Genomic DNA, 18,132 nt, shown 5'->3' with positions numbered 1-18,132 from the left:
TGTGCTATAATATGAAGAGTAAGAGCATGTGTAGGAGGTAGAGCAAAATGACGAATGAAATTTTAATTGTAGACGATGAAGATAGAATTAGAAGATTATTGAAACTCTATTTGGAAAGAGAATCGTTTACTATTCATGAAGCAAGTGATGGTCGAGAGGCATATAATCTTGCTATGGAAAATGACTATGCGTGCATTCTATTGGACTTGATGCTTCCAGAAATGGATGGAATTGAAATGGCATCTAAATTGCGTGAGCATAAAGATACACCTATTATTATGCTTACAGCTAAAGGAGAAGAAACGAATAGGGTTGAAGGCTTTGAATCAGGGGCTGATGATTATATCGTTAAACCATTCTCTCCAAGAGAAGTTGTATTAAGAGTTAAAGCATTATTGCGCAGAACTCAATCTTCTAAACCTGAACAAAGTGAACCTCACGCAAGAGATATTATTGAGTTTAATCACTTAGTTATTGATAATGACGCTCATAGAGTGTTAGCCGATAACCAACAAGTTAATTTAACGCCTAAAGAATATGAATTGCTTATCTATTTAGCTAAAACACCTAATAAAGTATTTGATCGTGAACAACTTCTTAAAGAGGTTTGGCATTATGAATTTTATGGAGATTTAAGAACTGTTGATACTCACGTAAAACGTTTAAGAGAAAAACTAAATCGCGTTTCTGCAGATGCTGCTCATATGATTCAAACCGTTTGGGGCGTTGGTTATAAATTTGAGGTTAAAACAAGTGACGAACCGACTAAATAGTGTAGTTATAAAACTGTGGTTAACTATAATTCTTATAGTAACGACAGTTTTAATTTTATTGAGTGCTGCCTTAATCACATTTATTCAATATTATTATACTCAGCAAACGGAAAACGAAATCAGATCTGATGCCTCTAGAATCAGTCATTTAGTAGAGCATGCAGACAATAAGCAGTTAGCCATTGAACACAGCCAACAACTTATCGATGGGTCTGGTGGCGGAATTATTATGGCAGATAAGAGTATGGACGCTGAAACAACAAATACCCCATTGAAAAATAAAATGTTGAAAGAAATTCATAATGATAGTCATTTTAATAAAGTTTTTACTAAAGGCGAGTCCGCTACTCAGAACGTTACAATTAATCATAAAGGAAACTCACGTTCATATATATTATTAGGTTATCCAATGCAACCACAAGATCATAGTAACTCCAAATACAGTGGCGTGTTTATTTATCAAGATTTAAAAACAATTGAAGATACTAATAATGCGATTACCATTATTATTTTAATTACTGCCATTATTTTCTTGGCAACTTCAACTGTGTTTGCTTTCTTCTTATCAAATAAAATTACTAAACCTTTACGACAATTGCGCACACAAGCATTTAACGTGTCAAAAGGAGATTATTCTCAAAAGACGACTGTATCAACAAAAGATGAAATCGGAGAATTATCACGAACTTTTAACAATATGAGCTATGAGATTCAAGAGCATATTGAAGCTATTTCAACTCAAAGAAATATTCGTGATAGCTTAATTAATTCAATGGTAGAAGGCGTATTAGGCATTAATGATAATAGGGAAGTCATCTTATCTAATAAAATGGCAGATGACATTATCCCAACTATTGATAAAACGACCTATAAAAAAATTGAGAAACAAATTGAAATAACATTTACTTCAAAAACTACTGAATTCCAAGATTATGAATTTAATGGTAAATTTTACGTATTTATTATGAGCTATATTCCTCGTATTCAACAAGATGGACGCAGTGGCATTGTAGTTATTATTAGAGATATGACCAATGAGCACAATCTCGATCAAATGAAAAAAGATTTCATTGCTAATGTATCTCATGAATTACGTACACCTATCTCTTTATTACAGGGTTACACTGAGTCTATTGTAGACGGTATCGTAACAGAACCTGAGGAGATCAGAGATTCTCTATCAATTGTATTAGATGAAACAAAACGATTGAATCGTCTTGTTAATGAATTACTCAATGTAGCTCGTATGGATGCTGAAGGTTTAACTGTAAATAAAGAAGTTCAGCCTATTAAGCCCTTGCTATCTAAAATTCAAATGAAATATAGACAACAAGCCCATGATTTAGAAATTGATATGAATTTACTTCCAAATGTGGATGAGACACCATGGGAATATGATGCTGATCGTATTGATCAAGTACTTACTAATTTGATTGATAATGCGACGCGTTATACTAAACCGGGTGACAAAATCAGTATCATGACTTCAGAAGATGATAATTATCAAATTCTGTATGTAAAGGATACTGGTAGCGGTATTGCACCTGAACATCTTGATTTAGTCTTTGATAGGTTTTATAAAGTAGAAGCCTCAAGAACACGTGGTAAACAAGGTACTGGTTTAGGATTATTCATTTGTAAAATGATTATCGAAGAACATGGTGGTAATATTTCCGTAGAAAGTACATTAGGTAAGGGAACAACTTTTATTATTAAATTACCTAAACCTGAATAATCATTACTTTGACCCACTTAATCTTTAAAAACTAAAAGATTAAGTGGGAATTTTATTTTGAATTGAGCATGAGTATTGCACAAACTTTTTCCTTAATGTAATATTTAATTTAAATTAATAAATACGAAATTCATCTTCGGGGTAGGGTGAGAGTCCCGACCGGCAGTAAAATAAGCCTGCGACCCGCTTCTTTGAAGTGGCTGATTCAGTGTAAATCTGAAGCCGACAGTATAGTCTGGATGGGAGAAGATGGAGGTTTTTTGTTGTGCAAAATTATCCTCCTATTCTATGCAAGATGAATGGAAGGAGAAAATTGAATATGCAACAAAATAAACGCCTCATTACTATAAGTATGTTAAGCGCAATTGCATTTATATTAACATTTATAAAATTTCCATTGCCTTTTTTACCACCATACTTAACATTAGACTTTAGTGATGTACCAACATTATTAGCTACATTTACATTTGGCCCCTTAGCAGGTGTCATAGTAGCTTTAGTAAAAAATATATTAAATTTTATTTTTAATATGGGAGATCCTGTAGGGCCCGTTGCTAACTTTTTAGCTGGCGTAAGTTTCTTATTATCTGCTTATTATGTTAGTAAGAAAAAATTCTCTCATTCTAATCGTTCCTTAGTTATTGGTTTAGCGGTAGGTACGATTGTTATGACAGTTGTTCTAAGTATTTTAAATTACTTCGTCTTATTACCTTTATATGGCATGATTTTTAACTTAGGCGATGTCTTTACCAATTTAAAAATTATAATTTTATCTGGAATCATTCCTTTCAACATCATTAAAGGAATTATCATTTCTATTATTTTTATACTTTTATATCAACGTTTAAAAAGAGTTCTTAAATAGAATATGAATTTATTTGAAATCGAGACTGGAATCAATAAGGTTCCAGTCTTTTCCAATTTCGTGCCTAATTTATACTCAATGCATTTCGAAATAAAAAATAAAACCGACAAAGCATGCAACTTTGTCGGCTATCTATATAATATAGTGATATAATCAAATTTAACTTACTATTCAAATTTTAATGCATCGCCATCGAATGGTTCCTCTTCAATTTTAATTGAATCTGTTGGACAACCTTCAAGAGCGTCTTCCATATCTTCATATAATTCTTCTGGTACTTCTGCAGTACCTTGATTATCATCAAGGATTACGAAAGCAATACCTTCGTCGTCATAATCATAAATATCTGGTGCTGCTGCGCCACATGCACCACAAGCTATACAGGTATCCATATCAACGATTGTATACTTTGCCAATTTCTTCGCCTCCTTTGATAAAAATGCTACACTAGTATAACAAATGTTAATTCAGACATCGATTAATTTAATTTCTAATTTATAAGTTTCATAAAGTGAGGATTCACCTATGTACGATATCTTTTCATATGCGTATAGACACACATTTAATTATAAAACTGATAAAAGTATTTACAATATATTATGCGGAAAAAAATCACATCAAACATTTTTTGATGCTTGTTCTCAACAACTTTTATCATTATATCATAGTTTTCCTAAATTAAAATATCCGTCTTTTGAGCAATATGTTCAAAATAATGAAAGTAATCAAATTCAACTTAAAATTCATACAAGATTTACATATGATAGTTTAATCAATACTTATAGTTGTATTCAATTATTAGTTCAATCGATCACTCATTATCTTAATAATGAGCTGAAGTTTATTCCTATTTCCCAGCAATTAAAAGTTCAACAACGCGTGAAACAGGTTTATTTAGATATTATAAATCATGAGTTAATTGAAGATTTCCAAGAAGAATTATCACAATTATTTCATACTATTTATACTCAAAATGACAATTGCTGTTATATCCATTATTATTTACAAGGTTTTGATGAGCAAATGTATACGCGTCAACAAGTGAGTCTAATTGAAGATATTCCTATAACGGATTTATTTACATTAGAACTTAACGATTTAGTGGAACTGATGTATGCCCTCGAACAAAAGGACCAATTTCCAATACTTTCTAAGTTAATTATATTACCTCCGTTATTAAATAAAACGGCATTATCACAAAAGCAATTACTTCGAGGGATTACAATGGATGAAGTTGCTGTAATACAAAATGTGAAAGTGAATACTATAGAAGATCATGTATTGGAGTTATTCATTAAAGGCTATTTCCATGAGTATACTGATTATGTTGATGAACATTTCATTTATGATTTTGAAAAATTTTACGTTAATAATAGAGGGGAACGTTTGAAAATATATAAAAATCAATTCGAGCAATTATCATATTTTCAAATCAAATTAATTATTGTAGGTATCGAAAGAGGTGATATTAATGTTGGAAGATAAGCTTAAAGAATGGTTTGGGTATGACGCTTTTAATCCAGGGCAATGTGAAATAATTGAAAGCATTCTTAATGGCCAACACACGCTAGGCGTTCTACCAACTGGTAGTGGTAAAAGTTTATGTTACCAATTTCCAACTTATATGAAACAACAGCCTACGCTTATTATTTCTCCCTTAATATCATTAATGGATGACCAAGTCATGCAACTGAAAGCACAAGGTGAAAAGCATGTCAGCTATATTCATTCTGGTATGGAAGAGCAAGAAAAAAAGGAAAATATCAACTTATTAAAGAAAAGTCGCTTTATATTTTTAAGTCCAGAATTTTTATTACAATCTAATCATTTTGAGCTTATCAATCAAATCAATTTTGGATTAATTGTATTAGATGAAGCACACTGTTTATCTGAATGGGGATATGATTTTCGTCCACATTATGCGTTAGTAGGACAGATTACACAGTTTTTCAAATCTGCAACCATATTAGCGCTCACAGCTACAGCACCACCACATCTCCCAGAAGATTTAGAAACAATTTTAAAAATTAAGTTTAAAACTATCAAAACTACCATGAATAGAGATAATATTTCATTTTCTCACATCAATTTTGAAAGTGATGATGACAAAATCACTTGGTTGCTCGAATTCTTGGAAACTTCAGGACCTACAATTATTTATGTTTCATCTAAGAAAATGTGTTTCGAACTGGCTAATCTCATTTATAAAAAAGGTTATCTAACTGGAATTTATCATGGTGATTTATCTTATCAAGAACGTCATACTGTGCAACAACAATTTATTAATAATTTTATTCCTGTCATTGTTGCAACAAGTGCTTTTGGAATGGGAGTTAATAAAAAGGACATTCGCACTGTAATTCATTTTCACTTATCCACGAGTCCATCAAATTATTTACAAGAAATCGGTAGAGCAGGAAGAGACGGAAAACAAAGTCAAGCCATTAGTCTTTTCCAACCTGATGATAGTTTTATTCTTGAAACGCTGCTATTTAATGATGCGATTTTAGCTGAAGATGTAGAAACCTATGATTTAGGTGCCTTTTTACCTCCTAATAAACAAGAGATATTAGACGTTTTGCGCCAAAGATATTCAATTATACAGCTTAAAAAAATATTTAAAACATCATTAATCCGTAAAAAGCTAGGCTATCAACGCATGATTGGTTATACAAGTCTCGATCAATGTCGAAGAAGTTACTTACTTGAGTTCTTTGGAGAAGTACCTGCTAAGCCTAACCAATGTTGCGATATTGATTCTAACTTAACTTCTCTAAATTGTTTTAATAGAAAAAAAGTAAAGAGAAAATTTAATTATAATGAAAAACTTAAAAATTTATTCAAATATTAGGTGCTTTTCTTTACTATGATATTTTATACAGGATATAATTAAATCACCAAATGTTTTATAAAAAATGTTAAAAATGATACATATTTGCTATATTCAAGGGTATAAAGTATGTGACAATTAAATAATTAATTAAGAAAGGATGTTAGCCATGTCTAAAAATAATTTTAGAGATGACTTCGAAAAAAATCGTCAATCAATTGATTCAGACGATCAATTCGAACATACAAATCACAACTCTGATGAAACTATCGATGAATTTGATAATCAATCAGATCAACAATTTCCACCAAGAAATGCACAAAGACGTCAAAGAAGACGTAATCAAGCAACAAATCGTAGTAAGAAATTTGATGACCAACCAAATGACTACAACAATGAAGGGTCATTAGACGATCGTTACGATGAAGAAGCTTTTGAAGACGTACATAATGATCGCTTTGAAAATGAATCAGATTATTCAAACAGAAATCATCGTAATAACGATAGACGTTCTAACAATTATGATGACTTCGAAGATGATTTTGAAAATGACCGTTTAAATGATAATGACCGTCGTCATCGTGATTTTGATCAAGAAGAAGATGGTTACAGAAATCGTAGAGATGGTAGAGATATCAGAAGAGATCAACGTCATGATGAAAATCTTGAACATGATCAAGATGATCGCTTAGTTAACGGTAAAGATGCTGCAATTGCTGGTGGTGCTGGAGCTGCCGGAGCTGCTGCGGGTCATAATAAAAATAAGAAGAAAAATCGTAAAAACAATCGTGTAGATTCTCGTGATAACAGAAAAGATTATCGCGATGACAGAGATCACTTAGATAATGATAGAAATTCTCGTGATCGTGATAATGATAAATACGATGACGATACAAATCGTGCACGTGACAACCATAAAAAACATAGTAAAGGCAAAACAGCTGCAATTGGTGCAGGTGCTGCCGGAGCTGCTGGAGCTGCAGGTGTAGCTGCTTCTAAAAATAAAAAACACCATTCTAAAGATAATGACTTAGATCATCATAATACACGTGATGACCATCATAATGAAGCACGTAACCACCGTGACGATTATCGTGATAATGATAGATATGATAATCATGATAGCTTCCAAGCTCACGATGGTAAGAAAAAACGTGGATTAATGGGTATTTTATTACCATTACTTGCATTGTTATTAATTTTAGCTGCTTTAGCTATCTTCATTGGTATGTATTTAAATAATGATAATAAAGATAAGGATGGCACTAAAGAAGAGAATACTACAGAGCAAACTTCACAAAAATCTGATGAAAAAGATAACTCAAAAGATAAAACTACTGAAGATAATAAAGCAGACAAATCAAGCGAATCAAACGAAAAATCAAATGTAAATGATAATAAATCGGATGAAAATGCGACAACTGAAGATAAATCTTCTGAAAACAGCGCAGCTAAAGACAAAGATAACAGTGCTTCAACTGGCGCAACAACAAATGAAAATAATAGTGCATCTTCTTCAGAAAATAGTTCAAATAACTCTTCTGATAATAATAGTAATAGCGATAATAACAATGGTAATTCACAGGCTACTCAAAATAATAGCCAAAATTCAAATGGTAATAACAATCAATCAAATAATGCTACTGCTGGTCAACAAACACACGTAGTATCAGGTAATGAAAACTTATACCGTATTGCTATTCAATATTATGGTCAAGGTACAATTGAAAATGTAAATAAAATTAAACAAGCTAATGGTTTAACAAGTAACAATATCACTAACGGTGAAAAATTAGTTATTCCTCAATAAGCTATTTAAAATTAATTCTAGAGAACAGGCTGGGACAATTATTAATTGTCCCAGTCTTTTTTACATTTGGCAGTAGCTGATTGATATGAAAATGCGCTTAAATTCATCTTTTCTCATATCTAGTCATCCCTAGGGCAGGACGATGAAATTATTTTAATTTCTGTTCTGCTCCTATTTTATTGTTTGCTTTATTAATTTACTATCTTATAACTTGTAAATGTTTTTCTATTTAGAAAAAGGGACTTAACTGCTATAATATATTGGTGATTAAAGGAGGCCAAAAACATGCAAATCGTTGAGAGTATTATTATCGGTGGAGGCCCATGCGGTTTAAGCGCTGCAATCGAGCAAAAGAAAAAGGGTATTGAAACACTTGTAATTGAGAAAGGTAATATAGTGGATGCAATTTATAAATATCCAACACACCAAACGTTCTTCTCTTCAAGTGATAAATTAAGTATTGGCGATATACCTTTTATCGTTGAAGAAAGTAAGCCACGTCGAAATCAAGCTCTTGTATATTATAGAGAGGTAGTTAAACACCATAATTTAAGAGTTAACGCTTTCGAAGAAGTTTTAACTGTTAAAAAAATCGATAATAAATTTACGATTACTACTACTAAAGACGTCTATGAATGTAAATTTTTAACTGTTGCAACTGGGTATTACGGTCAACACAATACGTTGGAAGTTAAAGGCGCAGATTTACCTAAAGTTCAACATTATTTTAAAGAAGCACATCCATACTTCAATCAACATGTAACAGTGATTGGCGGTAAAAACTCTGCAGTTGATGCCGCACTTGAATTAGAAAAAGCAGGCGCTAAAGTGACCGTACTTTATAGAGGAGATCGCTATTCAGCAGCTATTAAACCATGGATTTTACCGAACTTTGAATCATTAGTAAATCATGAAAAGATTACAATGGAATTTAATGCAAACGTAATTGAAATTACTGAAGATAGCGTTATCTATGAAAAAAATGGTAAAACAATTGAAATTCCAAATGATTATGTGTTTGCGATGATAGGCTATCATCCAGATTATGAATTCTTACGTTCTATCGGCATTGAAATTAATACAAATGAATTTGGTACCGCGCCTGTTCATAACAAAGAAACGTTTGAAACAAATGTTGAGAATTGTTATATAGCGGGGGTTATTGCTGCTGGAAATGACAATAACTCTATTTTCATTGAAAATGGGAAATATCACGGCGGTATTATTACTCAAAGTATATTAAGTAAAAAACAAACGCCACTTGAAAGCTAAACAAAGCGACAAAAGCGGAACAGATATCATTGTCTGTTCCGCTTTTAATTTATAAATTACTGTTCAAAATAAGTTTCTAGCGTTTCTAAGTTCATATCATTACTTAAACCGACCAATAATTTCAATCTTGCTTTAGGACCATTTAAACCATTTGAAAAGATTAATCCTTTTTTAGATAAGTAATATCCGCCACCTTCATAAGCGTATACTGGACTAACTATTCCATTAAATGAACGCGATACAATAACGATAGGGATATTATTATTCAAACAAGCCTCGATACCTTCTAGGCAACTTGGTGGCAAATTTCCTTGTCCAAGCGCTTCAATAACTATTCCATCCACTTGTCGCTCTGCATAAAATTTTAAAACATCACTTTGCATACCCATATAGGCCTTTAAAAGTGGCACATTTTTTTCTGTATCAATCATTTTCAACGCCTGTTGTTGATACGGACGACTATAAAAATGAATATTATCTTTAGTCAGAATACCTAATGGTCCTTGATTAGGACTTTGAAATGTATTAATGTTCGATGTGTGTGTTTTAGTAACATTTCTAGCCGTATGTATTTCATCATTGAATACTACCATTACACCATTTTCACGAGCTTCATCCGATGAGGCTACTCTTATAGCAGAAATAAAATTATATAAGCCATCTGCACCAATTTCATTTGAAGATCTCATCGCACCAGTAATAACAATTGGTTGTTTGATGTTAATAAGTAAATCTAATAAATACGCTGTTTCCTCCAACGTATCAGTGCCATGTGTAATGACAAAACCATCATATATATTCTCTTTAGAAGACTGTAGTATGGTATTACGTAGTTCAATAATATGTTGGATTGTAATATGTGGAGAGGGAATATTAAATGGATGAACTTCATTTACATGAGCATATTCATTAATAATATCTTTATGTAATGAGATGGGATTTACCTCATTAGTCACTACTTGACTAAATTGATTTTGAGACATGCTAATCGTCCCGCCTGTATGGATAACAAGAAGATGTTTCATTAAATTCCTCCTATTTTTAATTTACATATTTATGATAAAATAATACAAATAAAACAACAAGGAAGGAAAAATAATCATGGAGTCAATTAATATTGCATTGGACGGCCCTGCAGCTGCAGGTAAAAGTACCATCGCTAGACGAGTAGCTAGTAAATTATCAATGATATATGTGGATACTGGAGCAATGTATCGTGCTATTACTTATAAATACTTACAACAACAACGTCCGGAAGATTTTCAAAAACTTGTTAATAACACTACGTTAGAATTAAAATATGATGATGCTAAAGGACAACGTATTATACTAGATAATCAAGATGTTACTGACTATTTACGTGAAAATGATGTCACACAAAATGTATCTTATGTTGCATCTAAAGAACCCGTTCGTACTTTTGCAGTTGAAAAACAAAAAGATTTAGCAGCTAAGAAAGGTATCGTAATGGATGGAAGAGATATTGGTACAGTAGTCCTTCCTGATGCTGAATTAAAAGTGTACATGATTGCATCTGTTGAAGAACGTGCTGAAAGACGTCAAAAAGAAAATGAGGAGCGCGGCATACCTTCAACATTAGAACAGTTAAAACAGGAAATTGCTGACAGAGATCACTATGATATGAACCGTGAAATTTCACCGTTAAGAAAAGCTGATGATGCAATTACTCTTGATACAACTAGTAAAACCATCGAAGAAGTTACTAATGAAATCATGACAATGGTAAACAATTTAAGAAAATAATATACACAGCTATTTAAATTAATTCGTGCTATTCATTATGGATAATGCGAATTATTTTAAATAGCTTTTTTTGTCTTATATAATTATTAATGAGAAAGAAAATGATAAATAACTATAACCTAAAATATATCATATTGATGAAAAATTATTATTAATAATCAATAATACAAATAACTGATTGCTCAATATTAAATAATTTTAAAAATTGATATCTTTTTTAAAAACTTATGAAACTAAAGGGGAATTTCTTGACAATTCTGTTAGTTTATAAGATGTTATAGTTATGTAGTGTATAAGGAGGCAAACAAGATGACTGAAGAATTCAATGAATCAATGATTAATGATATTAAAGAAGGTGACAAAGTCACTGGAAAGGTTCAACAAGTTGAAGACAAACAAGTTGTAGTGCATATTGATGGTGCTAAATATAATGGTATTATTCCAATTAGCCAACTTTCAACTCATCACATCGAGAACCCTAACGAAGTGGTTAAAGAAGGCGATGAGGTTGAAGCATATGTTACTAAAATTGAAATTGATGAAGAAAATGACTCTGGTGCATATATCTTATCAAAACGTCAACTTGAAACTGAAAAATCATATGAATATTTACAAGAAAAACTTGATAATGATGAAGTGATTGAAGCTAAAGTTACTGAAGTAGTTAAAGGTGGATTAGTTGTTGACGTTGGTCAAAGAGGTTTCGTACCTGCTTCTCTAATTTCAACTGATTTCATTGAAGATTTCTCTGTATTTGAGGGACAAACAATTCGCATTAAAGTTGAAGAATTAGACCCAGAAAATAATAGAGTCATTTTAAGCCGTAAAGCTGTAGAGCAAGCTGAAAACGATGTTAAAAAAGCTTCATTATTAGAGTCACTTAATGAAGGCGATGTTATTAAAGGTAAAGTTGCTCGCTTAACTAACTTTGGTGCATTTGTGGATATTGGTGGCGTAGATGGTTTAGTTCACGTTTCAGAACTTTCTCATGAGCATGTTGATTCTCCAGAAGATGTTGTTTCTGTAGGTCAAGAAGTAGATGTTAAAGTAAAATCTGTTGAAAAAGATTCTGAACGTATTTCATTATCAATAAAAGATACGCTCCCAACTCCATTTGAACGTATTAAAGGTGAATTCCATGAAGATGATGTTATCGAAGGTAAAGTCGTTCGTTTAGCAAACTTCGGTGCATTTGTGGAAATTGCTCCAGGTGTACAAGGTCTTGTTCATATTTCTGAAATCGACCATAAACATATCGGTACGCCAGGTGAGGTTTTAGAACCAGGTCAACAAGTAAATGTTAAAATTTTAGGTATTGATGAAGAAAATGAACGTATTTCTTTATCAATTAAAGCTACTTTACCTAAAGAAGATTTAATCGAAAGCGATGAAGCTACAACTCAAAGTTATTTAAGCAATGATACTGATGACGATAACCCAACATTAGGGGACGTTTTCGGTGACAAATTTAAAGATTTAAAATTCTAATATGACATTTAAATTTTAACTAATGTATCTCCCAATTAAAGTTTAATTCCTTTAATTGGGATTTTTTATATTAAGTGGATAATTTATGTTAAGGATAAACATAGATGAGCATATCAGAAAAGAATTTAAAGATAGACGTTATATAGTTAGTTTTAAATCAGTAGGTCATATGATAAAATTATATAGATTTTAGATAGAGAGGAAGTTAGCTTATGACGAAACCTATTGTAGCTATTGTAGGTAGACCAAACGTAGGGAAATCTACAATATTTAATAGAGTAGTAGGTGAGCGTGTATCAATCGTTGAAGATACACCTGGTGTCACTCGTGATCGTATCTACTCATCAGGTGAATGGTTAACACATGAATTTAATATTATTGATACAGGTGGTATTGAAATTGGTGATGCGCCTTTTCAAACCCAAATTAGAGCACAAGCAGAAATTGCCATTGATGAAGCTGACGTTATTATCTTTATGGTTAATGTACGTGAAGGTTTAACGCAAAGTGATGAAATGGTCGCTCAAATGTTATATAAATCTAAAAAGCCAGTAGTATTGGCGGTTAATAAAGTCGATAATCCTGAAATGCGAAATGATATTTTTGATTTCTACTCATTAGGATTTGGCGATCCTTATCCAATTTCTGGTTCTCACGGATTAGGACTAGGGGATTTACTAGATGAAGTGGTGAAACATTTTAAAGAAGATACGGAAGAACTTTATGACGAAGATACAATTCGCTTATCAATTATTGGACGTCCGAATGTAGGGAAATCAAGTTTAGTCAATGCGATATTAGGCGAAGAACGTGTTATTGTTTCTAATGTTGCAGGTACAACTCGAGACGCTGTAGATACTGAGTATAGCTATGATGGCCAAGATTATGTCTTGATAGATACAGCTGGTATGCGTAAAAAAGGGAAAGTATACGAATCAACTGAGAAATATTCAGTATTGCGTGCACTTAAAGCTATTGAACGCTCTAATGTTGTATTAATCGTAATTGATGCTGAAGAAGGTATTATTGAACAAGATAAACGTGTAGCTGGTTATGCCCATGAAGAAGGTAAAGCTATCGTTATTGTCGTTAATAAATGGGATACTGTTGAAAAAGATAGTAATACGATGAAAAAATTTGCGGATGACGTCCGTAATCAATTCCAATTCTTAGATTATGCTCAAATCGCCTTTGTTTCTGCGAAAGAAAGAACACGTTTACGTACGTTATTCCCTTATATTAATGAGGCAAGTGAAAATCATAAAAAACGTGTTCAAAGTTCTACACTTAATGAAGTAGTAACGGATGCGATCTCAATGAATCCTACGCCAACGGACAAAGGGCGCAGATTGAATGTATTCTATACAACTCAAGTTGCTATTGAACCTCCAACGTTTGTTGTTTTTGTTAATGATGTTGAATTAATGCATTTTTCTTATAAACGTTATCTTGAAAACCAAATCAGAAATGCGTTCGGATTTGAAGGTACACCAATTCACATCATTCCACGTAGAAGAAATTAAAAAGGAGATTTCACTATGACTAAGATTACTGTTTTTGGTATGGGAAGCTTTGGTACTGCACTCGCTAATGTACTAGCTGAAAATGGTCACACTGTTTTAATGTGGGGGAAGAATGAAGAAAGTGTTGATGAACTAAATAAACATCATCAAAATAAACGATATTTAAAAGAAGCTAAACTGGATGAAGGTATTCGAGCAACTTCTGATATTAAAGAGGCTGTAGATTTTACTGATATCTATTTAATCGCTCTCCCTACAAAAGCAATTAGAGAAATTACAAGTCAAATTGATCAACTTATTGATTCAAAGAAGATTTTTATTCATGTTGCTAAAGGTATAGAAAATGATACTTTCAAACGTGTTTCTGAAATGATTGAAGACTCAATTTCAGAAAACCACAATGGAGGTATTGGCGTACTATCTGGTCCTAGCCATGCCGAAGAAGTTGTTATTAAACAACCAACAACTGTAGCTGCTTCTTCTAAAGATGAAAAAATTAGTAAACTTATCCAAGATTTATTCATGAACGATTATTTACGTGTATATACAAACAATGATCTAGTAGGTGTAGAATTAGGTGGCGCTTTAAAAAATATTATTGCTGTAGCTAGTGGAATTGTAGCCGGTATGGGCTACGGAGATAATGCTAAAGCAGCTTTAATGACTAGAGGTTTAGCTGAGATTAGTAGATTAGGGGAAAAGTTGGGTGCCGATCCAATGACGTTTTTAGGATTAGGCGGTATTGGAGATTTAATTGTAACTTGTACTTCTACACATTCTCGTAATTTTACGCTTGGCTATAAATTAGGGAAAGGCCAGACGACTGAAGAAGCGCTTAGTGAAATGAATATGGTTGTAGAAGGAATTTATACGACTAATTCAGTTTACCATCTAGCTAAAGAACAACATGTTGACATGCCTATTACTAATGCTTTATATAAGGTTTTATTTGAAAATAAACCTGTAAAAGATAGCGTTAAAGATTTAATGGGACGCGATAAAAAAGCTGAATAAGGTGTTAAATTACACTTTATTGTAAAATTTCTTTGAATTGAGTGTATAAAAGCTGATATTTCAGTGTTTTGAGCGTTTAAATCGTTGCGGTAATGCCAATTCTTGTGTTAAAGTCATAGCATAATGATATAAAAAGATATCATTATCATTCATCTGGAGGTGAATTCATAATGAATAAAACTGATTTAATCAACGCGGTTGCTGAACAAGCTGATTTAACTAAAAAAGAAGCTGGTGCAGCTGTAGACGCTGTTTTCGAATCAATCCAAGGCTCACTTTCTAAAGGTGAAAAAGTTCAATTAATTGGTTTCGGAAACTTTGAGGTACGTGAACGTGCTGCACGTAAAGGACGTAACCCTCAAACAGGTAAAGAAATCGAAATTCCTGCAAGTAAAGTTCCAGCATTCAAAGCTGGTAAAGCATTAAAAGATGCTGTAAAATAATTTACTTAAAAAGCCCTTCGAGGGCTTTTTTATTTATACATATAATTCTTTTAAAGATATCTGTATATACATATTAAAACTTGATTATTTTAATACATTTCATACATGAATATTTCTATATAAAAGATGTTTATTCATAAAGTTTTATTCCTGTGAAGTCGCTATATTTTATTTTTATAGATATAATGTTAAGATGTATAGTGATAATAACGTGAGGTGTGAACATGGAACGAACATTAAGCATATTAAATAGACAAATTGATCAAAGGCTTATGGGAATCACTGACTATGAATCAATTCATATTAATAGTAATTTAAGTGATTTATTAGATAGCTACGATATCCCAGAGAATGCTAAACTCGCTTGCCTCACTATCGATACTTCAATGAAACATCTTGATGAAATTTCACATAATAAATTATCTAAGAAATCTATATTAATTGGGGATTTATTAAGTGCTCATTTTTACACATTATTAGCTGAAATTGATGATTCTGCATTTCAATTAGCTATTAGTCAGGCAATTGTTAAATCTAATGAACTAAAATCTTCATTACATCATCAATCCCTAGAAGTACAAGATATTTATGAAGCAATAATTAAAATAGAAACTATTTTTCCTATTATTACGCTTTCACATTTTAGCAATCAATCAATATCAGAAATTGATATTTTCCATTCTTTATTTAAAAATGTGGAATCGTATTATCCTTCATATTTAAAGATGTATACTGAAAATGAAGTAGACCAATTTTTTAAATCAATTAAACAAAGCTATATAGAAAAAAAGTAGAGGTAATATAAATGGCTGAAAATAAAGCAAATAAAGAACAAGTCCATACAGTGTTTCAAAATATTTCAAAAAAATATGATCGATTAAATAATATTATTAGTTTCGAGCAACATAAAGTTTGGCGCAAACGCGTAATGAAAGATATGAACGTAAAAGCCAATAGTAAGGCGCTTGACGTCTGCTGTGGTACTGCAGATTGGACGATTGCGTTAAGTAAAGCAGTTGGACCTAATGGCGAAGTGACTGGTTTAGACTTTAGTGAAAATATGCTTGAAGTAGGTAAAGAGAAAACAAAATCAATGGATAATATTCATTTAGTTCATGGTGATGCTATGGATTTACCATTTGAGGATAATTCATTTGATTATGTAACTATTGGTTTCGGTTTACGTAATGTGCCTGATTATTTAGTTGCATTAAAAGAAATGAACAGAGTGCTTAAACCAGGTGGCATGGTTGTATGTCTAGAAACAAGTCAACCTACGATGCCTGTGTTCAAACAAGTGTACAAATTATATTTTAAATTTGTAATGCCTATCTTCGGTAAATTATTTGCCAAATCTAAAGAAGAATATGAATGGCTACAACAATCGACGTTTAATTTTCCTGATAAACAAAAATTAAAACGTCTATTTGAACAAGCTGGTTTTAACAATATCAGAGTCCGTAGCTTCACAGGGGGCGTTGCTGCAATGCACCTAGGCTATAAACAAAAAAGTTCTACAAAATAAAAGGTGATTAACGTGGCAAAGTTAAACATGAATAGTGAAATTAAGAATGTAGAGAAACGGCTTCAACATGCTATCAAAAGCAATGATTCAGTATTACAAGAAGCAACTTTCCATTTACTATCGTCAGGTGGTAAACGTGTAAGACCGGCATTTGTTATATTGAGTAGTCAATTTGGCCCAAAAAAGAATACTGAAGATACTTACCGTGTAGCTGTAGCGTTAGAATTAATTCATATGGCTACACTTGTTCATGATGATGTCATTGATAAAAGTGATAAACGCCGTGGCCGTTTAACTATTGTAAAAAAATGGGATACTACTACTGCGATTTTAACAGGTAATTTCTTATTAGCTTTAGGTCTACAACATCTTTCTGAAATACAAGATAATCGCGTACATCATATTATATCTAATGCAATTGTAGACGTATGTAAAGGAGAACTTTTCCAATTTCAAGATCAATTTAACAGTAATCAAACTATTACAAACTATTTACGACGTATCAATCGTAAAACTGCATTATTGATTCAACTTGCTACTGAAGTAGGAGCAATTACGTCTGAAGCTGATGATGAAACGATTTACAAATTAAAAATGATTGGACATTATATTGGAATGAGCTTTCAAATTGTCGATGATATATTGGATTTCACTAGCACGGAAAAGAAACTAGGTAAACCAGTAGGCAGTGATTTAATGAATGGTCATATTACGTTACCAGTATTATTAGAAATGCGAAAAGACCCAACATTTAAACAACAAATTGCAGCTTTAAACCATCAAACGAATTCTGAAGAGTTCTCTCCGATTATTTCTCGTATTAGAGAATCTGATAGTATTCAACAATCTAAAGAAATCAGTGATAAATACTTAAAAAAAGCACTCAATTTAATTGATCAATTGAATGAATCAAATGCACAAAATTTATTTATTAAACTTATTAAAAAAATGGGATCACGAAATGTATAATGAGTATGAAAATATATTGAAAGCGCTTTATCAACCTGTTACTATTAAGAAGTAGCAGGTTGTTTTTTATTAAAAAACAAGTTTTTATACATAAATGGTACAAATAAAGTAATCTAATTTT

At 31.9% G+C, this 18,132-nt stretch carries 17 protein-coding genes and 1 riboswitch; of the genes, 15 read left to right on the top strand and 2 right to left on the bottom strand.

The genetic code is table 11. The features are described 5' to 3' along the window. Nucleotides 1-47: 47 nt before the first annotated feature. The 3 genes from E2558_RS04035 to E2558_RS04025 all read left to right on the top strand — a co-directional run bounded on the left by E2558_RS04035 (nt 48) and on the right by E2558_RS04025 (nt 3,373). The gene (locus E2558_RS04035) at nt 48-773 is read left to right on the top strand and encodes a response regulator (protein WP_126566919.1); all 726 of its coding nucleotides are present in this window, start codon (nt 48-50) and stop codon (nt 771-773) included. After that, nucleotides 754-2,508 (top strand): ATP-binding protein, encoded by a 1,755-nt coding sequence (locus tag E2558_RS04030; protein WP_126566918.1) that lies wholly within the window; start codon nt 754-756, stop codon nt 2,506-2,508. The genes E2558_RS04035 and E2558_RS04030 overlap by 20 nt, the downstream gene beginning before the upstream one ends. A 128-nt stretch (nt 2,509-2,636) precedes the next feature. After that, nucleotides 2,637-2,763: riboswitch (FMN riboswitch) on the top strand. Nucleotides 2,764-2,827: 64 nt separating this feature from the next. Next, nucleotides 2,828-3,373 (top strand): ECF transporter S component, encoded by a 546-nt coding sequence (locus E2558_RS04025; protein WP_126566917.1) that lies wholly within the window; start codon nt 2,828-2,830, stop codon nt 3,371-3,373. 167 nt (nt 3,374-3,540) lie between these two features. On the opposite strand, the gene E2558_RS04020 is transcribed toward E2558_RS04025, so the two are convergent. Then, nucleotides 3,541-3,789 (bottom strand): ferredoxin, encoded by a 249-nt coding sequence (locus E2558_RS04020; protein ID WP_002449743.1) that lies wholly within the window; start codon nt 3,787-3,789, stop codon nt 3,541-3,543. A 109-nt stretch (nt 3,790-3,898) separates the two neighbouring features. Between E2558_RS04020 and E2558_RS04015 the strand changes: the two genes are divergently transcribed. The 4 genes from E2558_RS04015 (at nt 3,899) to ypdA (ending at nt 9,285) form a co-directional block, all read left to right on the top strand. Beyond that, complete coding sequence (locus E2558_RS04015; RefSeq protein ID WP_126566916.1) at nt 3,899-4,858, top strand: helix-turn-helix domain-containing protein; 960 nt, start codon at nt 3,899-3,901, stop codon at nt 4,856-4,858. Beyond that, the gene (locus tag E2558_RS04010; protein WP_126566915.1) at nt 4,845-6,224 is read left to right on the top strand and encodes a RecQ family ATP-dependent DNA helicase; all 1,380 of its coding nucleotides are present in this window, start codon (nt 4,845-4,847) and stop codon (nt 6,222-6,224) included. Before E2558_RS04015 ends, E2558_RS04010 begins: the two co-directional genes overlap by 14 nt. Nucleotides 6,225-6,372: 148 nt before the next feature. Continuing rightward, entirely contained in the window at nt 6,373-8,013 is a 1,641-nt protein-coding gene (ebpS, locus tag E2558_RS04005) for an elastin-binding protein EbpS (protein WP_126566914.1), read from the top strand. Between the two features lie 285 nt (nt 8,014-8,298). Continuing rightward, on the top strand, nt 8,299-9,285 hold the full coding sequence (gene ypdA, locus E2558_RS04000; protein WP_126566913.1) for a bacillithiol disulfide reductase YpdA: 987 nt from the start codon (nt 8,299-8,301) through the stop codon (nt 9,283-9,285). 56 nt (nt 9,286-9,341) lie between these two features. Here ypdA and E2558_RS03995 read toward each other — a convergent pair whose 3' ends face one another. Continuing rightward, complete coding sequence (locus E2558_RS03995) at nt 9,342-10,310, bottom strand: asparaginase (protein WP_126566912.1); 969 nt, start codon at nt 10,308-10,310, stop codon at nt 9,342-9,344. Between the two features lie 76 nt (nt 10,311-10,386). Here E2558_RS03995 and cmk point away from each other — a divergent pair, with 76 nt between their 5' ends. From cmk to E2558_RS03955, 8 genes are all read left to right on the top strand, one after another. After that, a complete protein-coding gene (gene cmk / locus E2558_RS03990; RefSeq protein ID WP_126566911.1) occupies nt 10,387-11,049 on the top strand; it encodes a (d)CMP kinase in 663 nt (220 codons plus the stop codon). A gap of 309 nt (nt 11,050-11,358) precedes the next feature. Beyond that, a complete protein-coding gene (gene rpsA / locus E2558_RS03985) occupies nt 11,359-12,537 on the top strand; it encodes a 30S ribosomal protein S1 (protein WP_126566910.1) in 1,179 nt (392 codons plus the stop codon). A gap of 212 nt (nt 12,538-12,749) precedes the next feature. Next, complete coding sequence (gene der / locus E2558_RS03980; RefSeq protein ID WP_126566909.1) at nt 12,750-14,060, top strand: ribosome biogenesis GTPase Der; 1,311 nt, start codon at nt 12,750-12,752, stop codon at nt 14,058-14,060. Nucleotides 14,061-14,075: 15 nt separating this feature from the next. Next, nucleotides 14,076-15,074, top strand: coding sequence for an NAD(P)H-dependent glycerol-3-phosphate dehydrogenase (locus E2558_RS03975; RefSeq protein WP_126566908.1), 999 nt, complete (start codon nt 14,076-14,078; stop codon nt 15,072-15,074). Nucleotides 15,075-15,244: 170 nt separating this feature from the next. Then, nucleotides 15,245-15,517 (top strand): HU family DNA-binding protein, encoded by a 273-nt coding sequence (locus E2558_RS03970; RefSeq protein WP_103298232.1) that lies wholly within the window; start codon nt 15,245-15,247, stop codon nt 15,515-15,517. Nucleotides 15,518-15,741: 224 nt separating this feature from the next. Continuing rightward, nucleotides 15,742-16,311 carry a heptaprenyl pyrophosphate synthase subunit A gene (locus tag E2558_RS03965; protein ID WP_126566907.1) on the top strand — a complete coding sequence of 190 codons (570 nt, stop codon included), beginning with the start codon at nt 15,742-15,744 and terminating at the stop codon, nt 16,309-16,311. Nucleotides 16,312-16,322: 11 nt separating this feature from the next. Further along, entirely contained in the window at nt 16,323-17,042 is a 720-nt protein-coding gene (locus E2558_RS03960; RefSeq protein WP_126566906.1) for a demethylmenaquinone methyltransferase, read from the top strand. Between the two features lie 12 nt (nt 17,043-17,054). After that, complete coding sequence (locus E2558_RS03955; RefSeq protein WP_126566905.1) at nt 17,055-18,011, top strand: polyprenyl synthetase family protein; 957 nt, start codon at nt 17,055-17,057, stop codon at nt 18,009-18,011. The last annotated feature ends 121 nt before the right edge of the window (nt 18,012-18,132 follow it).

The sequence above is a fragment of the Staphylococcus pragensis genome, assembly GCF_004785665.1.
Taxonomy (GTDB): Bacteria; Bacillota; Bacilli; order Staphylococcales; family Staphylococcaceae; genus Staphylococcus; species Staphylococcus pragensis.
This window is presented reverse-complemented; position numbering and strand designations above follow the sequence as displayed.